General features: G+C 63.4%; 12 protein-coding genes. 8 read left to right on the top strand and 4 right to left on the bottom strand.

The annotated features are described in order from the left end of the window. Positions 1-25: 25 nt before the first annotated feature. A complete protein-coding gene (locus AB7783_RS01435; protein ID WP_441276595.1) occupies positions 26-718 on the bottom strand; it encodes a MarR family winged helix-turn-helix transcriptional regulator in 693 nt (230 codons plus the stop codon). Positions 719-861: 143 nt separating this feature from the next. On the opposite strand from AB7783_RS01435, the gene AB7783_RS01430 reads away from it, so the two are divergent. Together AB7783_RS01430 and AB7783_RS01425 are read left to right on the top strand one after the other, a co-directional pair. Beyond that, positions 862-1443 (top strand): amino acid synthesis family protein, encoded by a 582-nt coding sequence (locus AB7783_RS01430; protein ID WP_068738529.1) that lies wholly within the window; start codon positions 862-864, stop codon positions 1441-1443. A 49-nt stretch (positions 1444-1492) separates the two neighbouring features. Then, on the top strand, positions 1493-2692 hold the full coding sequence (locus AB7783_RS01425) for an amidohydrolase family protein (protein ID WP_441276594.1): 1200 nt from the start codon (positions 1493-1495) through the stop codon (positions 2690-2692). Positions 2693-2937: 245 nt separating this feature from the next. Here AB7783_RS01425 and AB7783_RS01420 read toward each other — a convergent pair whose 3' ends face one another. Next, a complete protein-coding gene (locus tag AB7783_RS01420; protein WP_441276593.1) occupies positions 2938-4446 on the bottom strand; it encodes a 4-hydroxyphenylacetate 3-hydroxylase family protein in 1509 nt (502 codons plus the stop codon). Between the two features lie 187 nt (positions 4447-4633). Between AB7783_RS01420 and AB7783_RS01415 the strand changes: the two genes are divergently transcribed. From AB7783_RS01415 to AB7783_RS01390, 6 genes are all read left to right on the top strand, one after another. Next, positions 4634-5305 carry a MarR family winged helix-turn-helix transcriptional regulator gene (locus AB7783_RS01415; protein WP_158596773.1) on the top strand — a complete coding sequence of 224 codons (672 nt, stop codon included), beginning with the start codon at positions 4634-4636 and terminating at the stop codon, positions 5303-5305. Between the two features lie 447 nt (positions 5306-5752). After that, positions 5753-6979 carry an ABC transporter substrate-binding protein gene (locus AB7783_RS01410; RefSeq protein WP_170849727.1) on the top strand — a complete coding sequence of 409 codons (1227 nt, stop codon included), beginning with the start codon at positions 5753-5755 and terminating at the stop codon, positions 6977-6979. 89 nt (positions 6980-7068) lie between these two features. Next, positions 7069-7947 carry a branched-chain amino acid ABC transporter permease gene (locus AB7783_RS01405; RefSeq protein ID WP_068738539.1) on the top strand — a complete coding sequence of 293 codons (879 nt, stop codon included), beginning with the start codon at positions 7069-7071 and terminating at the stop codon, positions 7945-7947. After that, positions 7947-8783, top strand: a complete 837-nt coding sequence (locus AB7783_RS01400) for a branched-chain amino acid ABC transporter permease (RefSeq protein ID WP_441276592.1) — start codon at positions 7947-7949, stop codon at positions 8781-8783. The genes AB7783_RS01405 and AB7783_RS01400 overlap by 1 nt, the downstream gene beginning before the upstream one ends. Next, on the top strand, positions 8780-9532 hold the full coding sequence (locus tag AB7783_RS01395) for an ABC transporter ATP-binding protein (protein ID WP_320447283.1): 753 nt from the start codon (positions 8780-8782) through the stop codon (positions 9530-9532). Before AB7783_RS01400 ends, AB7783_RS01395 begins: the two co-directional genes overlap by 4 nt. Next, positions 9532-10239: an ABC transporter ATP-binding protein gene (locus tag AB7783_RS01390; RefSeq protein WP_441276591.1), complete on the top strand. Its 708-nt coding sequence runs from the start codon at positions 9532-9534 to the stop codon at positions 10237-10239. Before AB7783_RS01395 ends, AB7783_RS01390 begins: the two co-directional genes overlap by 1 nt. Before the next feature lie 163 nt (positions 10240-10402). On the opposite strand, the gene AB7783_RS01385 is transcribed toward AB7783_RS01390, so the two are convergent. Both AB7783_RS01385 and hydA read right to left on the bottom strand, forming a co-directional pair. Then, positions 10403-11518, bottom strand: coding sequence for a DSD1 family PLP-dependent enzyme (locus AB7783_RS01385; RefSeq protein WP_441276590.1), 1116 nt, complete (start codon positions 11516-11518; stop codon positions 10403-10405). Further along, on the bottom strand, positions 11518-12984 hold the full coding sequence (gene hydA, locus AB7783_RS01380; RefSeq protein WP_441276589.1) for a dihydropyrimidinase: 1467 nt from the start codon (positions 12982-12984) through the stop codon (positions 11518-11520). The genes AB7783_RS01385 and hydA overlap by 1 nt, the downstream gene beginning before the upstream one ends. Between the last annotated feature and the right edge of the window lie 5 nt (positions 12985-12989).

Below are 12989 nucleotides of genomic sequence, written 5' to 3'. Positions count from 1 at the left end.
CGATTCGTACCAAAGACCGCAGATTTTATATCTTTTTGCGGCGTGCCGGTTTGTCGCCGCCCTGAGATGGCGCCGGAGTATCCAGACCACGCGGCTGCAGATAGCGTTGCAGCGCAATGGCGCGCTCGCTGGATTCGACGAGTCGCTCGACGCTCCCCAGCAATTGATGAAATTCGTCCGCGTTGAGACAATCGAATTGCACGTCGTTGACCTGACGCTGCGTCGGATTGAGGCTTGCCAGCAGCGCATCGCCGGCCTGCGTCACCATGAGACGCAGGCGCCTGCGATCGGCGGGATCGACGAGCTTGTCGAGCAATCCCATCTGCTGCAGCTTGTTGGACACCGTGGTGACGAAAGCGCCGCTGAGATGCAGATGCGCTGCGAGTTCGCGCACGCTGACATCGCCTTCAGCGGCCAGATATTTGACCGAGATCAGCACAGTGTATTCGATCCCCGCCAGGCCGATCGCGGCGGCATGCCCCTCACGCACGGTCTCGTGACGCGCGAGGAACGCCAGCAATGTGTGCACGAGTTGCCGGAATGCATGATCGGAGCCATCGACCAGCAGCGCCTTGCGCGACGTGGTCAGCGCCGGGGCCGGAAGTTTGGCCTTGAGCGCGGTTTTGGCTCCCGTCTTCACTGCGGGCTTGGCCGCGGCCTTTTCGGATTTACGCAGTGCCGGCGTCTTGGAGAGCGGCGCAACCTTGGAACGAGACATACCGCTTCCCAGTGAACGATCCGCTACAGGATTGGCTGGCGCCCCCTGCTTCGTCAAGCGATTCTGCATACCTTCTTAACGAAGCTATTGATCAAATGCATTTACTGGGTCAGGATCGGCGCCAAATCTGACGGGAGAACATCATGAAACTGGATATCAGGCGCCTGCTCTGCTTCACCGACCACAAGGAGGTCGAGGCCGGCCACCGGCACGACCAGCCGCTGCGCCGCGTCGCCGCCGTGGCCATCGTCGCCAATCCCTATGCCGGACGCTATGTCGAAGACCTCTCCGAGGCAATTGCCGCCAGTGTCGAGGTCGGCGCCGTGCTGGCCAAGCTCGCGGTCGAGGCGATGGGATCGTACAAGGTGGAGAGCTACGGCAAGGGCGGCGTCGTTGGCCTCGGCGGCGAACTCGAACATGCCAATGCGATGCTGACCACGACTTTCGCGACGCCGCTGCGCGAGGCCGTGGGCGGCGCCGAAGCGTGGATCCCCTCTTTCACCAAGCTCGCCGCTCCCGGCTGCCTGATCGACGTTCCCCTGGCGCACAAGGACGCGCTCTATGTCCGCTCGCATTATGACGGCGTCTCGGTGACGCTGCCACCCGATGCGCCGGCGGCTGATGAAGTTGCGCTGATCGTCTGTCTCGCCAATCGTGGGCGGCTCAATGCGCGGGTCGGCGGGTTGAATGCGAGGGATATCGGCGGCAAGGACGGCTTGCGCTAGGCTGCGGCTTTGTGCGGCCTTGGACGGCCTTGAGATTGCGGAGACGGGTATGAAAACGGCCATCGTCAATATCGGCACCATCGTCACCGGTGATCTCAAGGCGCCGTTCGCCGACGGCGACGGCATGCTGATGCAGGACGGGCGCATCAGCGCGATCGGCACGCTGTCCTCGGACCAGGTGTCATCGGCCGATGTGGTGATCGACGCCGCCGGCACCACGGCGATTCCCGGTCTGATCGACAGCCACGTCCACATCACCTTCGGCGATTATACGCCGAGGCAGCGCGTGGTCGGCTATCTCGAAAGCTACGTGCATGGCGGCACGACAACGTCCATCACGGCATCCGAGGTGCACGTCCCCGGCCGCCCCAAGGATCCCGCCGGCGTCAAGGCACTCGCGCTGGCCGCCCGCGCCTGTTTCCTCGACTATCGCCCCGGCGGCATGCGCGTCCATGCCGGCTCGATCATCCTCGAGCCGGGACTGACAGAGGCCGATCTGGAAGAACTGGTGAAGGCCGGCTTGTGGCTTGCCAAGGCCGGCTTCGGCGCATTCGAGACACCGTTCGACTATGCGCCCTTGATGCTCGCCGCGCGCAAGCTCGGCATGGTCACCACCATGCATACCGGCGGCTCATCGATCCCCGGCTCATCGGGCATCTGGGCCGAACATGTACTGAAGTCGAATCCGAGCGTGTCGTTTCACGTCAATGGCGGACCGGTGGCGATGCCGGAAGCCGGCTTTGCACGGCTGGTGAATGAAAGCGACATCGCGCTGCAGCTCTGCACCGCCGGCAATCTGCGCACCGCGCTGCTGACGGCGAAGCTGCTCGACGAAGCCGGGCAGCCAGAGCGACTGCTGATCGCGACCGACACACCGACCGGCAGCGGGATCATGCCGCTCGGTATGTTCTACACCATCAGCCATCTCGCCAGCCTGGGCGGCATGCCGCCCGAACAGGCGATTGCGGCGGCGACGGGGAATAATGCAACGGTCTATCGGCTCAACAACGGTTTCCTGAAGACCGGTAGGGATGCCGACGTGGTGCTGATCGACGCTTGCGCCGGCGGCTCGCAGGACGATGCACTATCGGCGCTTGTGAATGGCGATGTGCCGGCAGTCAGCGCCGTGATCACCGACGGCGTGCCGCGCTTCGTCGGCCGCAGCCGGAACACGCCGGCGGGAATGCGGAATGTGCGCGTGGCAGAGACGAGATTGCCGCGGGATTTTTCAGGCGCTGCGGCGCATTGATCGGATTTACGCTGGAGTCGCGACAAGCGCTGCAAGCTCCCTCTCCCCGTTCTGCACGGGGAGAGGGGTGGGGTGAGGGGCAGGGCACAAGACTCGCCGCAATTAATCCCTCGCAGATCGGCACGTTCTCCGAACTGCACATACTGCGCTTGTATTGAACACCGAGAATGGCCCCTCACCCGCCGCGAAGACGCGGCGACCTCTCCCCGTAAAGGACGGGGAGAGGTTAAGGAAGCGACTGCGCTTTAGTTGCTGTCCTTGAACTCCGGCAAATCATACTTCGCCGTCATCTTCTCGGCCATGCCGCCCGCCCGCTCCCAGTCATAGGTGCGATAGCTATGGCCGCGGGTGACGAACTGGGCGCCGGCATAGAACATTTCATATTGCAGATGGCGCGAGGCGAATTCGGAGCCGACGGCGTCCCAGGTCAGCTTCAACAGCTTGACGCGGTCCTGGCCCGACATCGCCGGCGAGATCTGGGTCAGTCCGATAATGTCCGCGATTTCCGGATTGCTGAAATCATCCACCGAGGACGGCAGCATCAAGAGCGCACCACCGGCAAGTTCGCGGATGGCGCTGATGATCTGCGGATACATCTCCTGCGACTGCACCTGCGCCGCATAGAGCAGATGCTTGTTGGGGAGGAAATAGTCGCCGCGCATCGCGCCGCCGGCTTCCATGCCGAGCACCATGCCCTCGATCAGCGCCGCCTGCGATGCGAGCTTGCCGAGCGTCTCCATGACAGGCGGGAAATTGATCGTGCCGATAGTCTTGGCGATGCCGCGCGCGAGGCCGACCAGGAAACGCAGTTTCACCGACAGGCGGATCTGCGCCTGATAGTTCTGATAGACATGGGCCGGTGTGTCATGGAGCTGGGCGCGGCACATATCGGTGTTACCAAGCAGGAACACGCGCTCCCACGGCACTTTCACGTCGTCGAAGAACACCAGTGCGTCGTTCTCGTCATAGCGATAGGCCAGCGGATTGTCGTATTCGTTCGGCGCATGGGCCTCGAACGATTTCCGCGACAGCATCTTGAGGCCCTTGGTCCCCATCGGCAGCGCGCAGGAGAACGCCAGATGCTCCTCGCCCGGCCGCAGCGGCTGGCCGGAGCCGACAAAGATCTCGTTGGCCATGATGGCTGACGTGGCGAACAGTTTTGCACCGCGGATGGTGATGCCCGACGCATCCTCGTCGACAATGCGCGCCACCATGTCCTGCGCATTCTTGCCCTGATCGCCGAACGCCTTGGAGCGATCGCCCTGCACATTGTTGATCACATAGGTCAGGAACAGGTCGCTCTTGCGGGCGTAGTCGTACCAGTCGCGGAACGCTTGTGCGCGTTTCGGGTCGTAATTGTCGAACACCTCGATGCCCATCATCATGCCGGACATGGACGAGGCCACGTGATCGGGCGAGCGGCCAAGGAAGCCGCCGGACAGTTCGGCCCATTCCACCAGCGCCTTGCGGCGCTCGACCAGTTCCGCGTAGCTGGTCGGCAGTTGCCAGGCGCGATTGACCCGGCGGCCACCACCGACATCGAAGGTCATGCGTTCGATATTGGCGGGGTCGGCCTGATAGTCATACAGCGCGCCGGCCGAGGCGACCGCATGGCGATAGGCCGGATGGGTCGAGACGTCGTCGACCTTCTTGCCGTCGAGATAGACCGCACGGCCGTCGCGCACAGCGGCGACATGCTCGGCGCCAGTCTTGACGCCGGCAACTGCCGCCCCGGATCCAAATGCCTTGTTCATCACTTTTCTCCGTCACCTGCTGCCGGCCGCGCGCCGGTCATCACTATTAATAGCTATCATCCGAAGCTATTTTGAACCCGTTGTCAAGCGGACCTGTGGCATTCGCACACTTGCATCGTTCGTCGTGATTGCAATTACCGCGCGAAGCCGCCAAGCTCGGGCAAGTTTTGATACATGGGATCATCACGTGGCCAAATCCGCAGCGCGCTCCACTTCGATCGGCAAATCAGTTGGCAAGGAGATCAGCAAGAAGCCTGCCACAGGCCGGCCGGCGTCCCGCGCCGCATTGACGGTCTCCCGTCCGGAGCTGCTGGTGGACGGTTCGGATGCCCAGTTCCGCCGCCTCGTCCACAGCCTGTTCGGCTTTCTGGTCCGCCATCAGACCTTGCGCGAAGGTCACGCCGCCGTCATCGGCCTCGCCGGCATCGAATACACGACCTTGATTTCGATCCGGCATCTGTCGGCGCAAGGCGACGTCCATGTGCGCGCCGTCGCCGATCACCTGCATCTGAGCGGCGCCTTCGTCACCACGGTGACCAACAAGCTCGAAACCAAAGGGCTGATCACCAAGACCTCGCACACCGGCGACCGCCGCCGCATCAGCCTCGTGGTGACGCCGCATGGCGCCGAATTGCTGGAGCGACTGGCGCCGACTCAGGCGCAGGTCAACGACGTGCAGTTCGGCTGCCTCGGCACCCGGGAATTCCACCAGTTGCTGGACATGGTGCAGCGGCTCGTCGATTCCAGCGACCGCGCCATTGCGTTGCAGCGTTATCTGGCCGACACCAATGTGAAGCAGCTCTCCCCCGAGGCCCAATCGATCGCCGTCGCCAAGCGCGGCAAGCCGCGCAAGGGCTGAATCTGGCCTGCAATCTGACCCGCGTCAGAACCGGCGGTTGCACACGGCCAAGGCCCCGGGGGTAGCCACTGCCCGCGCCGCCATTGCTGCGACAAAACGGCGCCCGTGCGCGCTGCCCCTGCCCGCCCAGGGGCGACACGGGAATCAGCCGCGACGCGCCCGCAACACCAAACACCCGTGAAACAGGCAATTGCGCGCATTCCCGCCAGCTTCGAATTGCTGCATTTCCGGGCCGCACTGCCGCATAAATTAGCTTCTTAAGAGAACTATTTTATAAAGATACTCAGAATGACGATTGTCAAAGCCTGAAATTTATTGGACGATCCAACCAACGCTGTCATTCCGCTGTCACAGCCGGCGATGGCACATGGCGTGCATAGAAATCTTTATCTGGATTATGCTGCGGATCACTGCAGCAAAAGCATCAGCAGAAGAGGACGATCGTCGATGTCACGGATCAAATCGAATTTGCCGCGCGTATTGGGCACAGTTGCCGCCGTCACGCTTTCCGCCATGGTTGGCGGTCAGGCATGGGCGCAGGAAATCGCCATCGGCGCGGTGGTGCCGAGCTCCGGTCCGTTCGCCGAGTGGGGCCGCAGCAACACCGTGACGCTGAAGATGCTGGAACAGCAGACCAACGATGCCGGCGGCATCAATGGCGCGAAGCTGAAGATCACCATTCTCGACGACGCCGCCAAGCCGGCGCAGGCCGCAAGCTCGCTGCGCAAACTGGCCGGCGACGAAAAGGTTCTCGCCGTGGCCGGCCCGCTGACCTCAAGCGCTGCCGAAGTGACCTTCCCGGTCGCCAATGAAATGAAGGTGGTCTCCACCTCGCAGGCCTCCTCGAAGCCGGGCGTGGCGAAGCTCAACCGTCCGTGGGCGTTCCGTAACACCATCGACGAAGGCGTGCTCGCCAAGACCACCGTGCCGTTCTACAAGAAGGCCTTCAACATCAAGACCGTCGCCGTGATCTTCGACGCCAAGGACGCCACGGCGTCCACCGTCGGCAAGGTGATCATGCCGGCCGTGCTGAAGGCCAATGACATCATCGTCGCCAACGAGAACGATCTGCTGTCGTTCAACACCGGCGACCTCGACGTCTCCGCACAGGTCACCAAACTGAAGGCCCTCAACCCCGACGGCGTCGTTGTCAGCGCCGATTACAGCCAGGCCATCACCGTGCTGCGCGAAATGAAGCGCCAGGGTCTGATCAAGCCGGTGGTCGGCGCCACCCAGCTGATCTCGTCGGCGATTCTCAAGGCTGCGCCGGAAATCCCGGTGATCGCGCCTGCGACCTTCTACGCCACCATGACAGGCCCGGCACCGGAGAAATTCACGGCCACCCTGACGCCGCTGCTGCGCAAGGAATCGGGCCTGCCGAAGGACATCGAGCCCTCGATGTATGACGCCAACATCTACGAGATCGTCTCGATGTATATCGACGCGATCAAGAAGACTGGCGTCACCGGCAAGCCGGCCGATCTCGAAGCCGACCGCACCAAGATCCGCGATCACCTTGCCAAGCTCGAAGGCTTCGCCGGTCTCGGCGGCCCGATCGGCTTCAACGACGACGGCGACGCGATCAAGGCCTTCTACGTGCTGCAGGGCCAGAACGGCGCCTGGGACACCAAGGTCAAGGGCTGCAGCTCCGCGCCCGGCCACCCGGCCTGCTGATCTCTCACATGATCCACGCCGCTGCGGCCGGGAAGTCCTCCCGGCCGCAGTCATGATGACGACCACCTGATTTAACGATTGCGATTCCCATGCTGATACAGCAACTCGTCAACGGCCTGACGCTCGGAGCGGTCTATACGCTGCTGGCGCTGTCGTTCTCGCTCGTGATGGGCATTCTTGGCATTCTCAATCTCGCGATTGCCGAACTGTTCATGATCGGCGGCTATCTCGGCTTCACGCTGATCACCGCAGGCTTCCCGCTTCCGGTCGCCGTGCTCGGCGGCATGCTCGGCGCAGCCGTGATCGCCATTGCCATCGAGAAGATCGGCTACCAGCCGCTGCGCGATGCGCCGCTGGTGACGCCGATGCTGTCGACGCTGGGTTTCTCGATCATCCTGCAGAATGTCGCCACCAATATCTGGGGCTCGGATCCTGCCCAGCTCCCCGACGAGTATTTCGGCAAGCAATATGCGCTCGGCCCGGTCAATATCGGCGAGATGCAGCTGATCGTTCTCGTCGCCACCGTCGTGCTGGTCGCGCTGGTTGCCTATATCGTGCAGAAGACCCCGATGGGCCGCGCGCTGCGCGCCGTGGCCGAGAACCGCGAGGTCGCACGAATCCTGGGCGTCTCCGCTGACCGCCTGACCATGCTGGCCTTCATCCTGTCGGGCTCGCTCGCCGGCGTCGCCGGCGTATTGATCGCGCTGCATTACGGCACCATCACGCCCTATCTCGGCGTCGAGATCGGCCTCAAGGCCATCGCCGTGATGGTGATCGGCGGCACCCGCCAGATCTGGGGCGCGCTGGTCGCGGGTCCCTTGATCGGCATCGCCGAAGTGCTGACGGTTGCTTACGGCGGCTCGCAGGTGCGCGACTTCGTCGTCTACGGCTTCATGATTTTGATTCTGTTGCTGCGTCCGCAGGGCCTGCTCGGCGGCGCGCGATCCGATCAGGGGCAGCGCGTCTGATGTCGACCTATTACGCAAGCCTGCTCGCCGAGTCCGGCATCCTCCTGCTCGGCGCACTCAGCGTCTATATCATCCTCGCCACCGGCCAGCTCTCGCTCGGCAACGGCGCCTTCATGGGAATCGGCGCTTACCTGTCGTCCTACCTCACCGTCGCGCTGAACGTGCCGCTGACGCTCGCCCTGGTGATCTCGGCGATCGCCGCCGGCATCATAGGCGCCATCGTTGCCTTCCCCGCGCTGCGCCTCAAAGGCATCTATCTCGCCATGGCCACCGTCGGCTTCGGCGAAATGGTGCGCAGCTTCTTCCTCAATTTCGACGCCATGGGCGGCTCCGGCGGTTATCGCGGCATGCAGCACATCTCGGTCGGCTATGTCTGGCTGTGGGCCGGCGGCATCCTGATCGCCGTGATGCTGCTGGAGCGCTCGCGCGTCTGGCTGGAAATGCAGGCGGTGCATGACGACGAGACCGCCGCGGGCCTGATCGGCCTCAACACCACCGTGACCAAGATCGGCGCCTTCGGTGTCGGCGCCGCGGTGGCCGCCATCTCCGGCGGATTGTTCGCGCATCACAACGTCTATATCGAACCGGCCAATTTTGGCTTCGATCGCTCGATCGAATTCGTGCTGGCCGTGATCCTCGGCGGCTCCACCGTCGGACCGGGCTCGCTGGTCGGCTCTCTCCTTTTGGTGTTCCTCCCCGAATTCCTGCGCCCGATCGCCGACTGGCGCCTCGCCGCCTTCGGCACGCTGCTGATCCTCGTGCTGCTGGTACGGCGTCAAGGCATTCTCGATCGTTCGCTGATCCGCACACTGACCTTCCGGAGGGCCGCGGCATGAGCACGCCCCTGCTTCAACTCACCGGTGTCACCAAGACGTTCGGCGGCATCCACGCGCTGTCCGGCATGGTCTGCGAAGTGCCGGAAGGCAAGATCGTCGGCGTGATCGGCCCGAACGGCGCCGGCAAGACGACCTTGTTCAACACCATCACCGGCGCCTATCGCGCCGATGCCGGCGAAGTCAAACTCAAGGGCGTCGACGTCACGCAGTGGCCGTCCTATCGCATCGTGCGCGAGGGCATCGCCCGCACCTTCCAGAACATCCGCCTGTTCGGCAGCATGACAGTGTGGGAACATCTGCTGGTGGCGCAGCCGCATAGCGAAAGCGCATGGCGGCGTCTGCTGCCGATCTCCTGGGCCAATCCGGCGGCGCAGGAACGCGCCGAGGAAGTGATGGCGTTCTTCGGCCTCACCGAACTGCGCGACCGCCCGGCCAAGTCGCTGCCCTACGGCATCCAGCGCAAGGTGGAGATGGCGCGCGCCGTCACCGCCAGGCCGAAGCTGCTGCTACTGGATGAACCCGTCGCCGGCATGAACCACGACGAGGCCGAGGAAATCCGCGCGCTGATGATCCGCTTGCGCGACACCGGCCTCACCATTCTCCTGATCGAACACGACATGAATTTCGTGATGCGGCTCTGCGACTATCTCTATGTCCTCGATTTCGGCGTGCTGATCGCCGAAGGCAAGCCCGAAGAAGTGCGCGCCAACCCGGTCGTCCTCGACGCCTATCTCGGAAAGGACGACTGATGCTCACGATCCGGGGCTTGCAGGTCCGCTACGGCGCCATCACCGCCGTGCGCGGCGTCGATCTCGACATCAAGCAGGGCGAGATCGTCGCGCTGCTCGGCGCCAATGGCGCCGGCAAGAGCACCATCGCGCGGTCCATTGCAGGGCTGCTGCCGTTCCAGGGCGACATCACCTATCAGGGCGAGAAGCTCGTGCCGAATGCGGCCGAAAAGAATCTCCGCCGTGGCATCGCGCTGGTGCCGGAAGGCCGCGGCATTCTCGCGCGCATGACGGTCTATGAAAATCTGCTGATGGGTATCTACACCCGCCCGGACAAATCCGAAGCGATGGCCGATGTCGGCCGGATGCTGGAGCGCTTCCCGATCCTCGGCAAGCGCCGTGACGGTCTCGCAAGTCTGTTGTCCGGCGGCGAACAGCAGATGCTGGCGATCGGCCGCGCGCTGCTGTCGAAGCCGAAGCTGCTGCTGCTGGACGAACCCTCGCTCGGCCTGGCGCCGCTGATGACGGATACGCTGTTCAAGATGATCGCGCAGTTTCGCGACGAAGGCCTGACGGTGCTGCTGGTGGAGCAGAAGGCGCGGCAGACGCTGAAGATCGTCGACCGGGCTTATCTGTTGGAGACTGGACGCGTGGTGACGTCAGGCACGGCGCAGGCGCTGATCAATGATCCGACGGTCTCGGATGCGTTTTTGGGTGGGACGCATTAACGCAGTACTTGTCTTAGCCACACTCTGTCATTCCGGGGCGCGGCCGACTCTTGTCGGACGCGAGCCCGGAATCCCGAGATAGTTGAAACGCCGGGGAGCCAAACACTCCGGGATTCCGGGTTCGCGAACTACGTTCGCGTCCCGGAATGACGAGTGTGGGGCGCTACGCCCCGTACCGCGCCAGCACCGGCCAGGTCTCGACGCCATTGTTATGCCCGACCACCTGATACGCCGCGTGCAAATTCACCGTGGGATCGCAATGCGTGGTCAGCAGCAATACGCGACTGCCGAGCTTCGGCGCCTCCACACCCGCCGGCATGGTGATCATGCCGTGCTCGTCGCCGCCGAAGCGATAGGTCGACCCTTCCGGCACACCCAACATCAGCGACGGCACCGGGCCATTGAAGGCCATCGCCTTGACGCCGGCATCGACGGTGAATTCGCCGGCGCGATTGACCGACGTGACCGTCGCGAGAATAAACAGACCTGGATCGTAAGGCAGCGCACCACCCTCGTGCTCCAACTTGCCGTAGTCGGAATCCATGAAGACATAGGAACCGACCTGCAGCTCCGTAAAGGTGCCCGTTGCATCATAGACGCAGGCGCCCGTGCCGCTGCCAGTGACGATCTCGGCCTTGATGCCGGCCTCCGTCAGCACATGCAGATGCTCGTCGAGCATGGCGCGCACGCGCCCAGCGCCTGCCCTGCGCTCCCCGGAGTCGATCATGTGCTGCACATGACCCGCAAAACCCTGGATGCCACCGAATGTCATGCCCGGCGTGGCTTCGATCAGTTGCGCGAGCGCGAGTGTCGATGCTGTGTCAACGACACCGGTGCGGCGCTGGCCGACATCGATATCGATCAGCACCTGCAGAGGACGGCTGCCGGCATCGAGCAATTCATGCAGCACGTGAATCTGGTCGGCGTGATCGACGACGATGCTGATATCGGATTGGTCGGCGACAGCGGCCAGACGCGCGAGCTTCGGTCGGTCGGCCACCGGCGTGGTCAGCAACAGCCCTGTGATGCCAGCCTGCGCAAAGGCCTCGATCTCGGCGACCGTCGCGCAGGAAATGCCCACCGCTCCGGCCTCGATCTGCAACTGTGCGATGCGTGTGGACTTGTGGGTCTTGGCATGCGGGCGAAGCGCAACGCCATGCGCTTTGGCGAAGTCGGCCATGGCCGTGATGTTGCGCTGAAGAGCAGACGCATCCAGCACCAGCGCAGGCGTCTGGATATCCACAAAAGCCGGCAGATTGGGATCGAGCGTGTTTGGCATCACAGCAACTTCGCGCCGAAGTTCTTCGCCGGGTCCATCTCGGCGGCAAGCCTGCCTGACGGTGTCGCGGCCTTGCCGCCCTCGCGCAGCATCAGGCGTCCCTCGCCCGGCTTGCTGGTGAACGTATTGCCATCGACCAGCACGCGGCCGCGCAGCAGGACCTTCTCGGGCCAGCCGGTGACGGCGCGGCTGGAGAACGGCGAGAAGCCGGCGAGATCGTGCATCATCTCGTCCGAGAGCGTGACCTTGCGGGCGGGATCCCAGATCGCGATGTCGGCATCGTTGCCGATGGCGATGGAGCCCTTCTTCGGCAGGTTGTAGATCTGCGCCGGCGCAGTCGATGTGAGCTCGACGAATTTCGACAGGCCGAGGCGCCCCTTCGACACCATCGCGTCGAACAGCAGCGGCAGGCGTACTTCGAGGCCCGGCAGACCGTTGGCGACCTGCTTGAAGGTCGGATTCGGGCCGGCGCGGAGCTTGCCGGTCTCGTCATAGCGATAGGGCGCGTGATCCGACGAGATCAGTTGCAGATCGCCGAGCGCCAGCGCGTGCCACAGCGCCTCCTGATCGTCCGTGGTGCGCGCCGGCGGGCTGCACATCCACTTCGCGCCTTCGGCGCCGGGCTTGTCCATGTCCTCGGCGGTCAGGAACAGATATTGCGGGCAGGTCTCGGCGAAAATCTTGACGCCGCGGCCGCGCGCCTCGCGGATCACGGCGGCGCCTTCGCGCGTCGAGACGTGGAAGATCATCACCGGCTGATCGAGCAATTCGCTGAACGCAATCAGCCGCGTGAAGGCTTCGGATTCCGACACGCGCGCATGGCTGACAGCGTGATATTTCGGCGCGGTATAGCCCTTGTCGATCAGGCGCTTCACCATCCAGGCGATGACGCCGTGGTTCTCGGCGTGAACACAGACCAGCGCTTTGGCTTCGCGCGCTGCGCCGAGGATATCCAGCAACTTCTCGTCGTCGACCTTCAGCCGGTCATAGGTCATGAAAATCTTGATCGAGGAATGGCCTTCCTTGACCAGCGCCGGAATATCCTCGGCAATGACCTTGTCGGTGACGTCGGAGACGATGATGTGGAAGGCGTAGTCGATCATCGCGCCCTTCTTCGCCAGCGCCGTATAGTCGGTGACGACCTCCTGCACATCCATGCCGACATGCTGGGCGGCGAAGGAAATCACGCTGGTGGTGCCGCCGAACGCCGCCGAGCGTGTCGCGCTCTCGAAAGTATCGGCATTCATGATGCCCGCGGCTGAGAGCTGTTCGATATGGGCATGGGCATCGACGCCGCCCGGCAGCACCAGCTTGCCTGTTGCATCGATCTCTTTTTTGCCGGCTGCAAGCCCGCTGCCCAGCGCCACGATGGTCTCACCGGTAATACCGACATCGGCGGCAAACACATCGCTCGATGTGGCGACGGTGCCACCGCGGATTACGAGGTCGTAGACGGGATCGGACAAGGGCA

The sequence above is a fragment of the Tardiphaga sp. 172_B4_N1_3 genome (genome assembly GCF_052076035.1).
In the GTDB taxonomy this organism is placed as follows: Bacteria; Pseudomonadota; Alphaproteobacteria; order Rhizobiales; family Xanthobacteraceae; genus Tardiphaga; species Tardiphaga robiniae.
The sequence above is the reverse complement of the archived record's forward strand: the minus strand, read 5'-3'. Positions and strand labels throughout refer to the sequence as shown.